The 18153-nt window shown below is 68.9% G+C and carries 17 protein-coding genes; 13 read left to right on the top strand and 4 right to left on the bottom strand.

Features of this window, described 5'->3' with window-relative positions; translation table 11 throughout:
• Positions 1 to 20: 20 nt before the first annotated feature.
• The 10 genes from manD to ACQCSX_RS08250 all read left to right on the top strand — a co-directional run bounded on the left by manD (position 21) and on the right by ACQCSX_RS08250 (position 11777).
• Positions 21 to 1250 (top strand): D-mannonate dehydratase ManD, encoded by a 1230-nt coding sequence (manD, locus tag ACQCSX_RS08295; protein WP_427018524.1) that lies wholly within the window; start codon positions 21 to 23, stop codon positions 1248 to 1250.
• Positions 1251 to 1285: 35 nt separating this feature from the next.
• Positions 1286 to 3544, top strand: coding sequence for a gluconokinase, GntK/IdnK-type (locus ACQCSX_RS08290; RefSeq protein WP_427019010.1), 2259 nt, complete (start codon positions 1286 to 1288; stop codon positions 3542 to 3544).
• A gap of 104 nt (positions 3545 to 3648) precedes the next feature.
• Positions 3649 to 4143: a redox-sensitive transcriptional activator SoxR gene (gene soxR / locus ACQCSX_RS08285; RefSeq protein WP_427018523.1), complete on the top strand. Its 495-nt coding sequence runs from the start codon at positions 3649 to 3651 to the stop codon at positions 4141 to 4143.
• A gap of 79 nt (positions 4144 to 4222) precedes the next feature.
• Complete coding sequence (locus tag ACQCSX_RS08280) at positions 4223 to 4753, top strand: flavin reductase family protein (protein ID WP_427018522.1); 531 nt, start codon at positions 4223 to 4225, stop codon at positions 4751 to 4753.
• A gap of 262 nt (positions 4754 to 5015) precedes the next feature.
• A complete protein-coding gene (locus tag ACQCSX_RS08275) occupies positions 5016 to 6362 on the top strand; it encodes a hemolysin family protein (protein WP_427018521.1) in 1347 nt (448 codons plus the stop codon).
• Positions 6359 to 7429: a hemolysin family protein gene (locus ACQCSX_RS08270; RefSeq protein WP_427018520.1), complete on the top strand. Its 1071-nt coding sequence runs from the start codon at positions 6359 to 6361 to the stop codon at positions 7427 to 7429. The genes ACQCSX_RS08275 and ACQCSX_RS08270 overlap by 4 nt, the downstream gene beginning before the upstream one ends.
• Positions 7430 to 7526: 97 nt before the next feature.
• Positions 7527 to 8450 (top strand): metal ABC transporter solute-binding protein, Zn/Mn family, encoded by a 924-nt coding sequence (locus ACQCSX_RS08265; protein WP_427018519.1) that lies wholly within the window; start codon positions 7527 to 7529, stop codon positions 8448 to 8450.
• 69 nt (positions 8451 to 8519) lie between these two features.
• Positions 8520 to 9356, top strand: coding sequence for a metal ABC transporter ATP-binding protein (locus ACQCSX_RS08260; protein ID WP_427018518.1), 837 nt, complete (start codon positions 8520 to 8522; stop codon positions 9354 to 9356).
• Entirely contained in the window at positions 9356 to 10222 is an 867-nt protein-coding gene (locus ACQCSX_RS08255; RefSeq protein ID WP_427018517.1) for a metal ABC transporter permease, read from the top strand. Before ACQCSX_RS08260 ends, ACQCSX_RS08255 begins: the two co-directional genes overlap by 1 nt.
• 127 nt (positions 10223 to 10349) lie before the next feature.
• Positions 10350 to 11777, top strand: a complete 1428-nt coding sequence (locus ACQCSX_RS08250; RefSeq protein WP_427019009.1) for a lipase maturation factor family protein — start codon at positions 10350 to 10352, stop codon at positions 11775 to 11777.
• Positions 11778 to 11797: 20 nt separating this feature from the next.
• On the opposite strand, the gene ACQCSX_RS08245 is transcribed toward ACQCSX_RS08250, so the two are convergent.
• Entirely contained in the window at positions 11798 to 12127 is a 330-nt protein-coding gene (locus tag ACQCSX_RS08245) for a putative quinol monooxygenase (RefSeq protein WP_427018516.1), read from the bottom strand.
• A gap of 9 nt (positions 12128 to 12136) precedes the next feature.
• Positions 12137 to 12613 carry a MarR family winged helix-turn-helix transcriptional regulator gene (locus ACQCSX_RS08240; RefSeq protein WP_427018515.1) on the bottom strand — a complete coding sequence of 159 codons (477 nt, stop codon included), beginning with the start codon at positions 12611 to 12613 and terminating at the stop codon, positions 12137 to 12139.
• 77 nt (positions 12614 to 12690) lie between these two features.
• Here ACQCSX_RS08240 and ACQCSX_RS08235 point away from each other — a divergent pair, with 77 nt between their 5' ends.
• Complete coding sequence (locus tag ACQCSX_RS08235; RefSeq protein WP_427018514.1) at positions 12691 to 13833, top strand: hypothetical protein; 1143 nt, start codon at positions 12691 to 12693, stop codon at positions 13831 to 13833.
• On the opposite strand, the gene ACQCSX_RS08230 is transcribed toward ACQCSX_RS08235, so the two are convergent.
• Positions 13830 to 14252 carry a Fur family transcriptional regulator gene (locus ACQCSX_RS08230; RefSeq protein ID WP_427018513.1) on the bottom strand — a complete coding sequence of 141 codons (423 nt, stop codon included), beginning with the start codon at positions 14250 to 14252 and terminating at the stop codon, positions 13830 to 13832. The genes ACQCSX_RS08235 and ACQCSX_RS08230 overlap by 4 nt on opposite strands.
• A gap of 137 nt (positions 14253 to 14389) precedes the next feature.
• Here ACQCSX_RS08230 and ACQCSX_RS08225 point away from each other — a divergent pair, with 137 nt between their 5' ends.
• Positions 14390 to 15046, top strand: coding sequence for an MBL fold metallo-hydrolase (locus tag ACQCSX_RS08225; protein ID WP_427018512.1), 657 nt, complete (start codon positions 14390 to 14392; stop codon positions 15044 to 15046).
• A 2-nt stretch (positions 15047 to 15048) separates the two neighbouring features.
• Entirely contained in the window at positions 15049 to 16314 is a 1266-nt protein-coding gene (locus ACQCSX_RS08220; protein WP_427018511.1) for a serpin family protein, read from the top strand.
• 198 nt (positions 16315 to 16512) lie between these two features.
• On the opposite strand, the gene ACQCSX_RS08215 is transcribed toward ACQCSX_RS08220, so the two are convergent.
• Positions 16513 to 18087, bottom strand: coding sequence for an IS1182 family transposase (locus ACQCSX_RS08215; protein WP_427015623.1), 1575 nt, complete (start codon positions 18085 to 18087; stop codon positions 16513 to 16515).
• Between the last annotated feature and the right edge of the window lie 66 nt (positions 18088 to 18153).

Here is an 18153-nt window from a genome sequence, read left to right as displayed (position 1 = left end):
ATCCCGGAAGGACCACCGCCGTGAAAATCATTGCCGCCGAAGTCTTCGTCACCAGTCCCAGCCGCAACTTTGTGACCCTGCGGGTCACCACCGACGAGGGCGTCGTCGGCATCGGCGATGCGACCCTGAACGGGCGCGAGCTCGCCGTTGCCGCGTACCTCAAGGAGCACATCGCCCAGCTGCTGATCGGCAAGGATCCGCACCGCATCGAGGACACCTGGCAGTTCCTGTACCGCAGCTCGTACTGGCGCCGCGGCCCGGTCACGATGGCCGCCATCGCCGCCGTCGACATGGCCCTGTGGGACATCAAGGGCAAGATCGCCGGCCTGCCGGTCTACCAGCTCCTCGGTGGTGCCTCCCGCAACGGACTGCGCGCCTACGGCCACGCCTCCGGTGCCGACATCCCGGCGCTCTTCGACTCCGTCCGCGAGCACCTGGAGCTGGGCTACAAGTCCATCCGCATCCAGACAGCCATCCCCGGCATCAAGGCCGTCTACGGCGTCGCCGCCCAGGCCCAGGCCTCGGGCGAGCGCTACGACTACGAGCCCGCCGGCCGCGGCGCGTTCCCGCAGGAAGAGGACTGGGACACCCGCGCCTACCTGCGCCACCTGCCCACCGTCTTCGAGGCCGTGCGCAACGAGTTCGGCCCGGAGATCCCGCTGCTGCACGACGGCCACCACCGCATGACGCCCATCCAGGCCGCCAAGCTGGGCAAGTCTCTGGAACCGTACGATCTGTTCTGGCTGGAGGACTGCACCCCGGCTGAAAACCAGGAGGCCCTGCGCTGGGTCCGCCACCACACCACCACCCCGCTGGCCATCGGTGAAATCTTCAACACCGTCTACGACTTCCAGACCATCATCAAGGAACAGCTGATCGACTACGTCCGTGCGGCCTCGACCCACTTCGGCGGCATCTCCCCGCTGAAGAAGGTCATGGACTTCGCCGCCCAGTACCAGATCAAGTCCGGCTTCCACGGCCCCACCGACATTTCCCCGGTCGGCTTTGCCGCCCAGCTGCACGTGGGCCTGGCCATCCACAACTACGGCATCCAGGAATACATGCAGCACTCGGACAAGACGAACGAGGTGTTCGAGCAGTCCATGACGTTCAAGGACGGCTACCTGCACCCGGGCGAGAAGCCCGGCATCGGCGTCGAGTTCAACGTGGAGGCCGCCCTGGCGTTCCCGTACCAGCAGGCCTACCTGCCCTACAACCGCCTCGTTGACGGCACGGTGCACGACTGGTGAGCACCGTAACCACTTCCCCGGCCCGGATCGTCGTCATGGGCGTCTCCGGCTGCGGCAAGACGACGATCGGGGCCCTGATTGCCCACGAGCTGGGGCTCGCGTTCACCGACGCCGATTCCCTGCACCCGGTGGAAAACGTGGCCAAGATGGCCGCCGGCACCCCGCTGGACGACGCGGACCGCTGGCCCTGGCTGGCCATTGTGGGCGCTGCACTGGCCGACGCCGAGGGCCCCGGCGGCGCTGGTCTGGTGTTGGCCTGCTCGGCGCTCAAGCGCAGCTACCGCGACGCGATCCGCGCCCAGGTGCCGGAGACGGTATTCGTGCACCTGGACGGCAGCCGCGAGGTCCTCGGCGCACGGCTGGAGGGCCGCAGCGGCCACTTCATGCCCGCCACCTTGCTGGATTCCCAGCTGGCGGCGCTGGAACCGCTGGGCTCCGATGAGGCCGGCACCGCCGTCGACATCGCCCTGCCGGTGGACGAGGTGGTTGCGGCGGCGTTGGCCGGACTGGCCGGCGTTGCCGGGCCGTCCACCTCCGCCACGGCCGAGGGTCCCTTCCTGGTGGACATGGCGGCGGCGCCGTTCAACCTCTCCGACGGCGACATCGCCTGGGTGGAGTCGACCATTGCCTCGATGACGCTGGAAGAGAAGATCGGCCAGCTGTTCATCAACCACAACAACTCCTATGCCCCGGAGTACCTTGACGGGGTGCTGGAGAACTTCCATGTCGGCGGCATGCGCTACCGCCCGGGGCCTTCCTCTGCCGTGCAGGAGCACATCCGCCACGCCCAGTCCAAGACCAAGGTTCCGCTGCTCGTGGCCTCGAACCCGGAAATGGGCGGCGCCGGAAGCTGCGACGACGGCACGTACGTCTCCACGCACCTGCAGGCCGGATCCCATCCGGACAAGTCGATTGCCCGGAAGATGGGGCAGGTTGCCGGCGTTGAGACAGCGGCGCTGGGCTGCAACTGGGCCTTCGCGCCGATCGTGGACATCCACTACAACTGGCGCAACACCGTCATCTCCACCCGCGCCTTCGGCAACACGCCCCAGGTTGTGGTGGAACGCGCCAAGGAGTACTTCGACGGCATCAGCGAGTCACCCACCGTCTGTGCCATGAAGCACTTCCCGGGCGACGGCATGGATGAGCGCGACCAGCACGTGGTCACGTCCTACAACACCCTCGGCTACGAGGAGTGGAACCGGACGTACGGGCACGTGTACCGGGAGATGATCGGCCATGGCGTGCAGTCCATCATGATCGGCCACATCGGCGCACCGGAGGTCTCCCGGCACTTCCGCCCGGGCCTGGCGGACAAGGACATCCTGCCCGCCACGCTGGCCCCGGAGCTGCTCCAGGACCTGCTCCGCGGCGAGTTGGGCTTCAACGGCCTTGTGCTGACCGATGCCTCGCAGATGGTGGGACTGACCCAGGCCATGAAGCGCAAGGACCAGGTCCCGGCCACCATTGCCGCGGGCTGCGACATGTTCCTCTTCTTCCGCAACCCGGAGGAGGACTTCGGGTACATGCTCGAGGGCTACAAGTCCGGCGTCATCACCGAGGCCCGTCTGCAGGATGCGCTGCGCCGGATCCTGGCGCTGAAGGCCTCCCTGGGCCTGCACCGCCAGGACCGGAATGCACTGGTGCCCGGCCCCGAGGCCCTGGCGGCCATCGGCAGCGACGCGCACCGCGCCATTGCCGCGGAGATTGCGGACAAGACCGTCACGTTGGTCAAGGACACGGCGTCGAACCTGCCGATCACTCCCGCGACCCACAAACGGATCCGGCTGTACGGCATTTCGGGCGGCTCGGACTTCACCATGGCCGATCCCTTGGGATACCTGGATGTGGTGGCAGCGGAGCTGGTACGGGCCGGATTTGAGGTCCACACCTTCAAGACGGCGGCCCAGCGCACAGCCGCGGGGGAGGAGGGCGTGAACTTCATGTCGGTCATCTCCGAGGAAGCCACCGGCGACTACGCGGACAAGTACGATGCCGCGTTCGTCTTTGCCAACGTCAAGGGCTTTGCCCAGGAGGCGGCCATCCGGATCAAGTGGTCCACGCCGATGGGCGCGGAGATCCCCTGGTACGCCACCGAGGTGCCCACGGTGTTTGTCTCGCTCAACCAGCCCAACCACCTGATCGACGTGCCCATGGTCAAGACGGCGATCCACGCCCATGCCGGCACGGTGGAGGCCATCCGGGCCACCATCGAGAAGATCCAGGGCAAGTCGGAGTTCCAGGGCACGTTCAACGAGAACGTCTTCTGCGATTCCTTCGACACCCGCCTTTAGGCACCAGCACTGTAGCCGCCGGCGCCGATAGGCGCCGGCACTGCCAACAATCGCGGAGGCCGTTTCCTTGGGGGAGCGGCCTCCGTCTTTGATATACCAGAGGTATGGAACCCACGCCCGGCGAACCCGCCACCTCCGGTGCCGTTTCCGCCGGTGCCGACCCGGCGCCGGAGCTGACGGTGGGCCAATTGGCCTCCCGCAGCGGCGTTTCCGTGTCCGCACTGCACTTCTACGAGCGCCAGGGGCTGATCGAGAGCCGCCGGACGGCGGGCAACCAGCGCCGCTACGACCGCTCCGTGCTGCGCCGCGTGGCAGTCATCCGGGCCGCCCAGCGCGCCGGGGTTTCGCTGGCCCAGGTGGCGGAGGCCTTCGCCGAGCTGCCGGCTGACGGGGTGCCGGAAAAGGAGGACTGGCAGCGGCTCTCCGCGCATTGGCGCCGGGAGCTGGATGCCCGGATCGAGGCATTGGAGAAGCTGCGCGGGGATCTGGGCGGGTGCATTGGCTGCGGCTGCCTGTCGCTGGCCGATTGCCGCTTCGTCAACCCGAACGACAGCCAGGGCGAGGCCGGACCCGGCGCGCGCGCCTTTGACGCGATTTGACCTCAACCAAAGTTGAGGTCCTAGAGTCGAGCCAGGCCGGTGGCAGTCCGCCGCCGGCGCGGACAGGCAGGACGGATACATGACGGCGCAGCCGCAGGCGGCACCCAGCGTGGCGGACAGTTTCAAGGACGCCTTCGGCAACCACCCGGCCGGGGTGGCCATCATCACCGCCAACACCGGCACCGGGCCCGTGGGGCTGACCGCCTCCTCGGTGGCCTCGGTCTCCGCCGAACCCGCCATCCTGGCGTTCTCGCTCGCCTCCCGTGCGGGCTCCGCCGCCGCCATCGCCGCCGCGGGGACGTTTGTGGTCCACCTGCTCGGCAGCGGCGACGTCGACCTCGCCCGGATCTTCGCCAGCCCTGGCGCGGAGCGGTTCACCGCGGCGATGGACTGGACCACGCTGCCCACCGGCGAGCCGATCCTGGCCCACGGCGGTCGGACGCTGCGCTGCGCCACCCTCAGCCGGACGCCGGCCGGGGGCTCGGTGCTGATCGCCGCCACGGTGCTGGAGATCCTGCCCGCACCGGACCCGGCGGCAGGGGACGCCGGACCACTGGTCTACCACCGCCGCGGCTTCCACACGCTGGGGCCCGGCAGCGCCCTGGCCTGAGCCGGTTGCGGACCGGCGCACGCGCGTGGGGATAAAACCCGCTCATGTAGACTGAAAATCCTATGGACAGCAACTCTAGGGGCCGGCGCCCGGGGTCCTCGCACGGTGCACACAGCACCGAAGCGAACCCCGCCCATGCCGGCAGACCCCGCACCCGCGCCCACCGTACCTCCACGCTTTCCCCGGCCGGCCCCGGCGCCGACCACCCTCCGCCTGCCCGAGGCCCTGCGCCCGGCTGCACCGTCCAAGGGGTGGCGCCGTAATGGAATGGCTCCTCCTGCTGGGCGGACTGCTGCTGATCCTGGGCACCGGCTTCTTTGTGGCCGTTGAGTTCTCCCTTGTCGCCCTGGACCAGTCCAGCGTCCAGCGCGCCGTCGACAACGGCGACCATGCCGCCGCTCCGCTGCTGCATTGCCTCAAATCCCTCTCCACCCAGCTCTCCAGCTGCCAGCTCGGCATCACCTTGACGACGCTGATGACGGGCTTCGTCATGGAGCCCGCCCTGGGCGGACTGCTGCGCGGCCCGCTCACCGCCGTCGGGCTTCCGCCGGCCAGCGTGGCACCGGTGGCCCTCACTACGGCCATGGTGGTGGCCACGCTGCTCTCCATGCTGATCGGCGAGCTGGTGCCCAAGAACATGGCCATCTCGCGCTCCTTTGAGATCGGCAAGGCCGTGGCCCGCCCGCAGCTGGTGTTCACGGCCCTCTTCAAGCCCGCCATCGTGGTGCTCAACGGCTTCTCCAACAAGGTGCTGAACCTGTTCGGGCTGGAGGCCAAGGAAGAGATCTCCGGCGCCCGCACGCCCGCGGAACTGGCCTCCCTGGTGCGCCGCTCGGCCGCCATGGGCACCCTGGATCCGGGTACGGCACGCTTTGTGGCGCGGACCCTGAGCTTCTCCGACCGCACCGCGGCGGACGTCATGACCCCGCGCATGCGGGTGGAAACCATCGACGCCGACAGTCCCGTCCAGGAGATCATCGACGCCGCCCGGCGCACGGGATACTCGCGCTTCCCGGTGGTGGGCGAATCCAGTGATGACATCAAGGGCGTGGCACACGTGAAGAAGGCCGTGGCCATCCCCGCGCACAAGCGCGGCGAGGTCCAGGCCGGCGCCATCATGACGGACGTCATGCGCGTGCCCGAGACCATCCACCTGGACGCCCTGCTGCTCCAGCTGCGCGGGGGCAACCTGCAGCTGGCCGTGGTGGTGGACGAATACGGCGGCACCGCCGGCATCACCACCTTGGAGGACCTGGTGGAGGAAATCGTCGGCGAGGTCTCCGATGAGCACGACAGGTCCCGGCCCGGGGTCAAGCGCTCCGAGGACGGCTGCTGGCATTTCCCCGGCATGCTCCGGCCGGACGAGGCCTCGGAGCAGATCCCGGGCCTGAGCGTCCCGGACGAGTCCAGCTACGAGACGGTGGGCGGCTTCATGATGGCCGCGCTCGGCCGCATCCCCGTCCTGGGCGACAGCGTCCCGGTGGACGGTGGAGCGCTTGAGGTGGAGCGGCTGGAACAGCGCCGCATCGACCGGATCCGGTTTGTGCCGGCGCCGGTTTGTACCGACGGCGACGGCGGCACCCGCCCGGGCAACGGAGGTGCGGCATGAGCGGCTGGGCAGGAATTCTCTGGCTGGTGGTCCTGCTGCTGGGCAACGCCTTCTTTGTGGCGGCAGAGTTTGCCATCATGTCCGCCCGGCGCAGCCAGATCGAACCGCTGGCCGAGGCCGGGTCCGCCCGGGCCAAGACCACGCTGGCGGCGATGGAAAACGTCTCGCTGATGTTGGCCTGCTCGCAGCTGGGCATCACCGTGTGTTCGCTGCTGATCCTCAACGTGGCCGAGCCCGCCATCCACCACCTGCTGGCCGATCCACTGCACGCGCTGGGCCTCTCCGACGACGTGGTGGGGCCGGTGGCCTTTGTCATCGCCCTGCTGATCGTCACGTTCCTGCACGTGACCTTTGGCGAGATGGTGCCGAAGAACATCTCCGTCTCCGCGGCGGACAAGGCGGCGCTGCTGCTGGCCCCGCCGCTGGTCTTCATCGGCAAGGGCGTCAAACCGGTCATCACGGCGCTGAACTGGTCCGCCAACCACATTGTGCGGCTGTTCGGGATCGAGCCAAAGGACGAGGTCTCCTCCAGCTTCACGCTGGAAGAGGTGCAGAGCATCGTCCAGGAGTCCACCCGGCGTGGGTTGGTGGTGGACCAGACGGGCCTCATTACCGGTGCGCTGGAGTTCTCCTCGCTGACCGCCGGCTCCGTGATGGTGCCGCTGGCGGACCTGGTCTACCTGGACGACGGCGCCACGCCGGCGGACATGGAAAACCTGGTCCGGCGGACAGGGTTCTCACGCTTCGTCGTGGCCGATGGCGAGGCCTTCCTGGCCGGCTACATGCACCTGAAGGACGTCCTGACCATCAGCCCCGAGGGCTACAACCGGCCGATTTCCCGCGGCCGGATCCGCAAACTCGTGACGGTGGGCGAAACGACGGAGATCGAGGATGCCCTGGCCACCATGCAGCGCACCGGCTCGCATCTGGCGCGCGTGGTGTCCGACGTCGGCACCACCACCGGAGTGCTGTTCCTCGAGGACGTCATCGAGCAGCTGGTGGGCGAGATCGACGATGCCACCCAGGCCGAGGTCTGGCGGCGCACCAACGGATCGGAGCGCGGCTAGCCGGGACCTCGGGGCTTTATGCGAATGATTCCCATTTGGGTTATGCTGAATCCATCCTTATTGGTAAACGTTCTCATTTAGATTGAACCGAGGTCCCATGCTGCACCGCCTGCCCCGAACCCGTGCCACAGTCCTGGCCGCATTGGCCCTGGCGCTGACCGGAAGCCTCGCGGCCTGCGGCGGCGCCGGGCCGGCCGCGGAGCCCAGCGCGGCCGGCGGGACCATCGCCGTCGTCGCCTCGACCAACGTCTACGGCAGCATTGCCGAGGCCATCGGTGGCGAGCGGGTCAGCGTGCATTCGATCATTGCCAAGCCCGGCCAAGATCCCCATTCCTACGAGGCCACGGCGCAGGACAAGCTGGCCGTCTCCAAGGCCGCGCTGGGCATCGAAAACGGCGGCGGCTACGACGACTTCTTCGACAAGTTGGCCGGCGGCCAGCTGGACGCGGCCAAGCTGCTCAACGTGGTCCAGCTCTCCGGCCTGACGACCGGAGACGGGTTCAACGAGCACCTCTGGTACAACCTGTCCACGATGGGGACGCTGGCCGACACGCTCGCCGCGCGGTTCGGTGCCCTGGACTCGGCCCATGCGGCCACCTTCACGGCCAACGCCACAGCCTTCAAGGCCACCCTGGGCGGCTTGGAGACCCGGCTGGCGGCGCTGAAGGCGGCCGACGGCGGAGCGCCGGTGGCCGTGACCGAGCCGGTGCCGCTGTACCTGCTTGAGGCCGCGGGTCTGGCGAACAAGACCCCCGCCGGCTTCAGCCAGGCGATCGAGGAGGGCACGGATGTGCCGGCCACGGTGCTGAAGGAGGCCACTGACCTGATGGGCTCCGGAACGGTGAAGTTCCTGGCCTACAACACCCAGACCGAGGGGCCGGCCACCGAGCTGGTGAAGAAGGCCGCCGAGGCCGCCCATGTGCCGGTGGTCGACTTCAGCGAGACGCTGCCCGCGGGCACGGACTACGCCGGCTGGATGGGCACGAACGTCGCCGACATTGAATCCGCCCTGCGCCGTTAGCCGACCCATAAGCTGTAGGGGTGCCGCGGTGCGTCAGCGGCCCCGCCGCCCCACGATCCAAGGAATCCAATGCCCGCACCTGTTGTTAGCCTGCGCGATGCACGGCTTAGCTACGGCGACCGCACACTCTGGGACGGGCTGGACCTGGACATCCAGGCCGGCGAATTCTTCGCCGTCCTGGGCCCCAACGGCAGCGGCAAGACCAGCTTCCTGAAGGTCCTGCTGGGACTGGTCCCGCTCAGCGGTGGCACGGTGCACATCGGCGGCGAGCCGGCCCGGCGCGGCAGCAACCACATCGGCTACGTCCCGCAGCAAAAGGGCTTCGCCCCCGACACCCCGCTGCGGGCCAGGGACCTGGTGGGCATGGGGCTGGACGGCCACCGCTGGGGCATCCGGCTGGGCGGGCGGGCACACCGCGAGCGCGTCGATGCCCTGCTGGAGCAGGTCGGCGCGGCCAGCTACGCCAATGTGCCGGTGGGCATGCTTTCCGGCGGCGAGCAGCAGCGCCTGCGCGTGGCCCAGGCGCTGGCCACCTCGCCCGAGGTCCTGCTGTGCGACGAGCCCCTGCTCTCCCTGGACCTGGCCCACCAGAAGGCCGTCAGCGCCCTGGTGGGGGAGCAGGCCACGGCGCACTCCACCGCCGTCGTCTTTGTCACGCACGAGATCAACCCCATCCTGGACCACGTGGACCGGGTGCTCTACCTGGCCGGCGGCCGGTTCCGGGTGGGAACCCCTGCGGAGGTGATGACCACGGAGGTCCTCTCCGAGCTCTACAACACCCATGTCGAGGTGTTGCACACCAACGGCCGGATCGTGGTGGTGGGACTGCCTGACGCGACCACCCACGGGCACGGGCCCGATGGGACCGGCAGCCACGGCGGCGACGTCTTCGGGGAGGAGCACTGATGGACTGGAATTCATTTCTGGACGCCGTCTTCAACTTTTCCAACTACGGCGAGCTCCTGCCGCTGTTCCGCGATTCCCTGCTGGCCGGGGCCATCCTGGGCCTGCTCGGCGGGCTGGTGGGCACCTTCGTCATGATGCGGGACCTGGCCTTTGCGGTGCACGGCATTGCCGAGCTCTCCTTTGCCGGGGCCGCGTTTGCCCTGCTGATCGGTGCCGACGTCATCTTCGGCTCGCTGGCAGGCTCCGTGCTGGCGGCGCTGCTGCTGGGCGTCATGGGGGTCCGGGCGCGCGACAGGAACTCGGTGATCGGGGTGATCATGCCCTTCGGCCTGGGCCTGGGCATCCTGTTCCTCTCGCTCTACCAGGGGAGGGCGGCCAACAAGTTTGGCCTGCTGACCGGCCAGATCGTGGCCGTGGACTCGGCCCAGCTCTCCGTGCTGGCCGCCACGGCGCTGCTGGTGGTGGCAGCGCTGGTGGCCATCTGGCGCCCGTTGACCTTTGCCAGTGCCGACCCGGAGATCGCCGTGGCGCGCGGCGTGCCGGTGCGCGGGCTGTCCCTGGTGTTCATGTTCCTGCTGGGGATCGCCGTCGCCCTCTCCATCCAGGTGGTGGGTGCCCTGCTGGTGCTGGCGCTGCTGATCACCCCCGCGGCCGCGGCCCTGCAGGTGACGGCCGCGCCCAAGGCCGTGGTACTGCTCAGCGTGTCCTTCGCGATGGTGTCCACGGTGGGCGGCATCACGCTGGCCCTGGGCGGCAGCATCCCGATCAGCCCCTACGTCACCACGCTGTCCTTCCTGATCTACGTGCTCTGCCGGGCCATCGGGGCCTGGCGCCGCCGGCACGGCTGGACGGTCCGCCCCGCGTAGCCCGCGGCCGGGTCTCCGCGCGGCCGCAAGCGGCCTTGGTCGACCACCATACCTTGGTCGATCACCGAGGCCTTGGAGCACCGCCCTGCTTGCCGGGACCGCGCCGGCGTCCTAGCGTTGAAGTGTGCTGGATCTCCTTGATTCCAGCGGATACGAGCTGGCGCGGCTGATCCTGCAGCGCGGCGTTGCCGGGATCTACCTCATCGCGTTCATTTCCAGCGCCGCCCAGTTCCCCGCCCTGCTGGGCGAGCACGGGCTGCTGCCGGTGCCGCGCTATCTGGCGCGGACCGTCCGCACGCCCGGACCCACATTGTTCAGCTGGCGCTATTCGGATCCCCTGCTGCGGGCGGTCTGTGCCGCCGGCGCCGCCGTCGCCCTCACCCTGGTGCTGGGCCTGCCGCAGCTGGGCCCGCCGTGGCTGCCGTTCGCCGCCTTCATTGCCGTCTGGCTGTTGTACATGTCGATCGTCAACGTGGGCCAGGTGTTCTACGGCTTCGGCTGGGAGATTCTGCTCCTGGAAGCCGGTTTCATGGCGGCATTCCTGGGCTCCAATGCGGTGCCGGCACCGGTGGCCATCCTCTGGCTGATCCGCTGGCTGGTGTTCCGGCTGGAGTTCGGCGCCGGGATGATCAAGATCCGCGGCGATTCCTGCTGGCGCGACCTCACCGCGCTCTACTACCACCACGAGACCCAGCCCATGCCCAATCCGCTCAGCTGGTGGTTCCACCACCTGCCCAAGCCGCTGCACCGGGTGGAGGTGCTGGGCAACCACTTCGCCCAGCTGGTGGTGCCCTTCTTCCTCTTCGCCCCGCAGCCGGTGGCCAGCGTGGCCGCCACCATCATCATTGCCACCCAGTTCTGGCTGGTGCTCTCGGGGAATTTTGCCTGGTTGAACGCACTGACCATCGTGCTGGCCGCCTCGGCGCTGGCGGACGGGCCGGTGGCATCGGTGCTGCCGGGGATTGCCCCCGGGGCTCCGGCGCGGGAGGGCACCCCGCTCTGGTTCGCCGTCGTTGCCTTGGCTGCGGCGCTGTTGCTGGTGGCGCTGTCCTGGCTGCCGCTGCGCAACCTGTTCTCGCACTACCAGCTGATGAATGCCAGCTTCAACCGTTGGCGGCTGGGCAACGCCTATGGCGCGTTCGGCTCCATCACCCGGAACCGCTACGAGGTGGCGGTCGAGGGCACCGACGACGCCGATCCGGACCATGCGCAGTGGCTGGAGTACGGGTTCCACGGCAAGCCGGGGGAGCCGGGCCGGTTGCCGCGCCAATGCGCGCCCTACCACCTGCGGCTGGACTGGCTGATGTGGTTCCTGGCCCTGGGCTCGCCGGGGCTGAACTGGTTTGTGCCGCTGCTGAACAAGCTCTTGGCCGGCGACGCCGCCACCCTGAAGCTGCTCCGGCACGATCCCTTCGCCGGCCGGGGGCCGCGCTGGATCCGGGCCCGGGTGTACCGCTACAGGTACACCACGTGGCGCGAATGGCGCAGTTCGGGGGCGTGGTGGGTGCGCGAGCCGCTGGGCCTGTTCGTGCCGCCGCTGCGCCGCGAGCCCTAGCCGCGAGCCCTACGGCAGCCTTAGCCGGCGTCGATCGCCAGCTCGCCCATGGCATCCCAGTCCGCCCCGTCCACCTTGCGGGAGACGATCTTCGGGGTGGCAGCCAGGGCGGGGCGCATGGAGTCAAGCCCGGCCTTGAAGTGGTCGCTGTTGACGTGGGCGACCGCTGCGTCGTCGTCGGCGAACGCCTCGATGAGGATGAACTCGTTGGGGTCCTCCACGCTGCGCGACCAGTCGAACCAGAGATTGCCGGGTTCGGCGCGGGTGGCGGAGGTGAAGGGGCCCACCAGCTCCATAAAGGACTCGGCGTGCTCGGGCTTGACCGGGAATTTCACAACGATGAAGTACATGCTTCAAGCCTAGCCGGAGGCTTGGAAGCCTCCTTGGCCGTGCGTAGGCTCGTCCGCTCCCTCGTTGAAGCGTGCCAGCATGGCCGCAAAGGCTGCAACATCCGCGTCGGACCAGCCATTGAGGCGCTCGGTCAGCACGGCCCGCTGGGCCGCGGCGGAGTTGGCGAGCTGCGCGCGGCCGTGCTCGGTGAGGCCAAGGACACGTCCGCGGCCCGGCTCCTCGGCCCCCGACGTGGCATAGGCCACCAGGCCCAGCTCGATGAGCGTATTGACCTGGCGCGAGACGGTTGAGCGGTTGAGCGCGAAGGCGGCGGCGATGTCCGTGGCCCGGACCCCCGGCCGCGAGGCAACAAAGCGCACCAGCGAATGCTCCACAAAACTCAGCGGCTCACTGAGCCGCCGGGACCGTGCCGACCCCCGGCGGGTGACGGTGAGGAGGTGCTCGTAGACGGCCTGCAGATCATCGTCGCGCGGATGCGTACCCATGCCCCGAGTCTAGCTGTGTTGCATCGGACAACTCTCAATGTTGCACAATGCAACATTGAGCGTAGGCTGGAGGGACGATGACTACACACAGCACCCATCTAGCGACCATTGATCCCATTCCTCCGGCCGGACCGGTCCCGCACCGGCTGGCGGCTCCGCACCGGATGCCCGGCCGGGGCCGCCTCGCGCGCAGCCAGCCCCTGCCGCCGGCCCGGGTCTGGAAGGGCCTGGGGCTGACCATGCTCATTCCGTTTGTCCTCTCCGCGGTGATGGGCCTGGCCTATCTGGGCGCCTTCCACCAGCCCGAGCCGCACAACCTGCCCGTCGCCGTCGTTGGCGGCACACCGGCCGCGGCGGTGTTTGCGCAGACGCTCAACGACTCCGCGTACCAGGAGCTGGATGTGCGCACAGTGGCCGACGCCGATGCCGCCCGCGCCCTGGTCGCCAGCCGCGAGATTGTGGCCGCCTATGCGCCCGGCGAGGGCGGGGCCACGCTGTTCGTCTCCAGTGCCGCCTCGGAGACCAGCGCCAGCGTGGCGCAAAAGGTGTTCGGGCCCATTGCCTACCAACAGCACCTGCCGTTGGAGGTGGTGGACGTGGTGCCGGCCGGCGCCCACGACACCACGGGGCAGGGGCAGTTCTTCCTGCTGGTGGCCCTGAGCATCGGCGGCTACGCCAGCGCCATCCCGATTGCCGGCGCCATGGGCCGGTTCCCGATGGCCTGGCGCTTTGGCCTGGCCGCCGCGGCCTCGGCGGTGGTGGCGGCGATCGGCGTCGTCGTGGCCGGACCCGTCTACCATGTCATCGACACCGGCCAGTGGGCGGTCTGGCTGTTCTCCTGGCTCTATGTGGCGGCCATTGTCCTGGTGGGCCTGGGGCTGCATCCGTTGCTGCGGCAGTGGACCACGCCGGTGCTGACGCTGTGTTTCGTGGCGCTGAACTTCACCAGTTCGGGTGGAATCTTCGCCCCGGAGCTGCAACCCGGACTGTTCGCCGGGCTCAATGCCTTCTGGAACGGCGCGGCCTGGCTGCATGCTGTCCAGACGCTGGTGTACTTCCCCGGGCAGAACTTTGGCTTCGATGCGCTCAAGCTGGCCCTGTGGCTGGTGCCGGGCACGGTGCTGATGCTGCTCACCCATCTGTGGAGCGTCCGCCGGACCCGCCTCGCGGACGAGAACGCGGCCCTGCTGGAGGTGGAAGAGGTGGTGGCGCCCTCCTAGAGGGCCGCGGACGCCTGCGCGGCGGAGCACTCCGGGCAGAGGCCGAAGATTTCCACGGTGTGCTGCACGGCGGTGAACCCGTGTTCCTTGGCGATCCGCGCCGCCCAGCTCTCCACCGCCGGGGCCTCGATCTCCACGGCCTTGCCGCACTGGCGGCAGAGCAGGTGGTGGTGGTGGGCGGTGACGGAGCAGCGGCGGTAGACGGCCTCGCCCTCGCCGTTGCGCAGGGTGTCCACCAGGCCCTCCTCGGCCATGGAGGCCAGGATCCGGTAGGTGGTGGCCAGCGAGACGCTCACGCCGTTCTGGTGCAGCAGGCGGTAGAGCTCCTGGGTGCTGACAAAGTCGTCAAGCGTGTCCAGGGCAGCGCTGACGGCCACGCGCTGCTTCGTGACGCGCTGGGCCGCTGGTGCCTGGGACATGGTGGGTGCTGCCTTCCTGTGCGGGGATTTTCCCCACACCCAGCTTAACCCACGGGGTCAGTCCGCCGCGGAGCGGGTCCATGGATTGGCCGCTGGCTGCGCCCGATTGATGCCCCTCAAGCACTAGGCTGGGCTCCATGAAGCTGACCAAATTCACCCATGCCTGTGTCCGCCTCGAACAGGACGGCCGCGTCCTCACCCTGGACCCGGGTGGCTTCTCCGAAACCGGCCCCGCGCTGGATGGAGCCGACGCCGTCCTGGTCACCCATGAACACGGCGACCACCTCAACACCGACGCCGTGGTGGCAGCCCTGGCGGCGGCCCCCGCCTTGGTGGTCCATGCGCCGGCCGGCGTGGCCACGGCCCTGCGTGCGGCGGCCCCGGCCGCGGCGGAGCGGATCCACGACGCCGTCCCGGGGGCATCCTTCGAGGTGGCCGGGTTTGCCATCCAGACCTTTGGCGGCCAGCACGCGCTGATCCACCCCTCCATTCCGGTGGTGGCGAACGTGGGGTACCTGGTGGACGGGAACGTCTACCACCCCGGGGACTCGCTCATCGTGCCGCCCGGCATCGGAGTGCAGACGCTGCTGGTCCCCATCCATGCACCCTGGTCCAAGGTGGGCGAGGTGGTCGACTTCGTCGCCTCGGTGCGGGCGCCCCGGGCGTTCCAGATCCACGATGCACTGCTTAACGAGAACGGGCTGGCCTTCACCGAGGCGCATGTGAAGCGGATCGGTGCACAATACGGCACCGAATTCCGCCACCTGGCCGCCAGGGAGTCCGTGGAGGTGTAGCCATGAAGAATCGGACTGCGGCACCCGGGGCGCTGCTCCTCGCAGCGGCCCTGTCCCTGTCCGGCTGCGGCGCGCAGCCGCCGGCCGAGCTGCGGGCTGCTGGCGTCGAGCGCATCCACGCCGGCGGCGCGGACTACACGGGCCAGATCCGGCAGTTGTCCGATGCCGCGCTCGTCCTGGGCACCCGGCTGGTCGACGCCGGTGGCGACGGCAACGTGGTGGGCTCGCCGGCCAGCCTGCTCGTGGCGCTGGCCATGCTCCGGACGGGGGCGTCAGGGGCGACTGCGGACGAGCTGGATTCCGTGCTGGGCCTTCCGGCCCAGGGCCGGGACGAAGCCATGAACGCCCTGCTCTCGGCCCTGGCCACGAACGACGGCGATCCCGGCTCGGTGGACGACAAGGAACCCCCAGCCACGCCCCTGCTGCACTTGGCCGACGGGCTGTTCGTGGACAAGAGCCAGCCAACCGGCGAAGGCTATCTGCACACCCTGGCCGCCCAATACGGGGCCGGCGTCTTTCCGGTGGATTTCGCCGACGCCGCGGCCACCAAGGGCCAGATCGATGCCTGGGCCAGCAAGAACACCGGCGGCCGGATCAAGGAAGCACCGGCGGAGTACCGCCCGGAGGACACCCTCAGCCTGCTGAACTCGACCTTCTTTGCGGCCGCCTGGCAGACCCCGTTCAGCGCCAACGCCACGCACGATGCAGAATTCACCACCGCCGGTGGCGGCAAGGCCATGGTGCCCACGATGAACGGACTCCTCACCGTGCCGTTCGCCGAGGGGCCCGGCTGGCAGGCCATCGACATCCCCTATGGGGAAAGATTCGCCCTGCGCGTGGTCCTGCCCGCCGTCGTATCACCGCCGTCGCTGTCCCCGGAGCGCGCCCGGGAGGTTGCCGCCGCCCTGTCCGAAGCCGGGTCCACCGCCGTCGACCTTTCCCTGCCCACATGGGACCACGCGACCACGATGGACCTGGAGCCCATGCTCAAAGCGATGGGCCTGGTCCTGGCGCTGGGACCGGAGGCTGATTTCAACGCCATCCAGCCGGGGCTGGTGGTCACGGCTGCGGCGCAGGCCGCCACCATCACGGTGGCGGAAAAGGGGACGGTGGCCGCGGCCGTCACCCAGATCAACGGCATGGCCGTCTCCGGCCAGATTCCTGTGCCTGCTCTCAGGCTGGCCGTCGACCGATCCTTCAGCTACCAGATCGTGGACACCGAGACGGGCCTGCCGCTGTTCATGGGGCAGGTGGCCGATCCGCGCTAGGAGGGCGCTGAACAAGGGGCAATTCGGGGCCGCGGGTTTGGCTGTCGCACCTTTCCGGGGCCTTTGGCGGCCCGCTGGGGGTCTCCTTTCTGATCGCCGGAGATCTGGTTCGTGATTTTTGCGGGCCTTGTACCTCCGTTCGTGGCTCCCCGCGGCTGGGATTTGGCCCAGGACCGGGGTGGGGGCCCTTTCCGGGTCTTATCCCAGGGCCCAGGCCCCGTTGTGGCGGGTGAGGCCCAGTTTCAGGAGTCGCCGGAGGTTCAGCGCGGCGGTGCGGACCTGCAGCCAGGCGTTGTTCTTTTCAACTCCCCGGTATCTCAGGGCCCGGTTGCCTCCGGCGACCAGCCAGCCGATGGACCGTTCCACCAGGGGCCGGTGGGCCCGGTAGTCGTGCCGGAACCCGGGCTCGAGGGCGGCGGCCCGGTGGGCGCGCTGGCGGGCGTGGTGGACGGTGATGACGACCTTGCGCCCGCCCTTGGCCGTGGTGCATTTCTCCCGCAGCGGGCAGGCCTTGCAGGCGGTGCCGAAGTTCACGTTGCCTCTGGCGCTGATGGTGCGCACCTCACCTTTGGGGCAGGTGAGCGTGTTCTTTGCTTCGTCGTGGGTGAAGTCGTCCAGGTCGTAGCCGCCGGGCACTGCCGGGCGCAGCGGCCTGGGCTTGACCAGCCCCTGGTGCCCGGCCCCGTCGAGGTGTTCGAGCATGGGCCCGGAGCCGTAGGCCGAATCGCCAAGCATTTGGTAGTCAACCTCCGTATCCTTCATGGTCGGATCGGCGGCGGCCAGCCCGATTCCGGCCTCCGCGTCGCTGGAACCGGGGCCGGCGGCCCGGGTCATCACGGCGCTGGTGTAGAGCCCGGTTTCCGGTTCGGCAATGATGTGTCCCTTGAACCCGTCCATCATCACCGAGCGGGACTTGTGCGCGTGCCTGGCCTCGGGATCCACGATGGAGACCATCCGGTCCCGGGCGACCTTCCGGGCGATCCGCCACCGCCCGTCGGTGCCGTCGGAACCCTCGGCCGGCTCCACGTCCTGGCCCGAAACCAACGCCAGCAGCACGTAGGCCTGCGCCTGCGGCGAGTCTTCTTCCAGGGTGTCGGGATCCACCGCGCCAAGCAGGGCCAGGGCGTCGGTGACCAGCCCCGAGACCAGGGCGTCCTTCGCTTCCTTGTCGTCCCAGGCGATGTCCGGCTTGCCCACGTGCGAGTAATCGTAGGAGGTGGCATGGACCGCCATGAGCGTGGCCCCGTGCTCCATGGCCCTGCCGAAACGGCGGATCACGGCAATCAGCTGGGTGATGGTGTCCTGCCGGGCCACCGCATCGGCGAACACGGTCGAATCCACCGCCCGGCGGTGCCGGCCGGTGAGGACACCGGTCGCGGTGATGACCTGGGCGACGGCTTCGGTGATGCGGTGCGGGTTGCTGCTGCCGCGCAGGCGGTTGCGCCAATGCACCAGCGCCGTGGGATGGAACGCGGTCTCGGTCAGCCCGTACCCGCAGGCGGCCTTCCACCGCAGGTCAAAGGTCAAGGCTTCGGCGGCGGCCCGGTCCGAGAGACCCTCCAGGGCCTGCAGGACCAGGACGGTGCCGATGACCGCGGCCGGGATCGAGGGCCTGCCCCGGGTGGAGGGAAACAGGTCCTCCATCATCGAGTCCGGGAAAAGCTCCGAGCGGTGCCCGGCCAGAAACGCGTAGGCACTCCCCGGGGCCAACAGCTCCCCGGCCAGCGCCTCCACATCCAAATACCCGCGCTGGGCCTCTTCAATTCCTTGCATGCATCCAGTCTTAAGGACCAGGACCCGAAGTCCAGCAGGCGCGCCTTAAACCACCCAAATTGTTCA

The sequence above is a fragment of the Pseudarthrobacter sp. P1 genome, assembly GCF_050156935.1.
In the GTDB taxonomy this organism is placed as follows: domain Bacteria; phylum Actinomycetota; class Actinomycetes; order Actinomycetales; family Micrococcaceae; genus Specibacter.
This window is presented reverse-complemented; position numbering and strand designations above follow the sequence as displayed.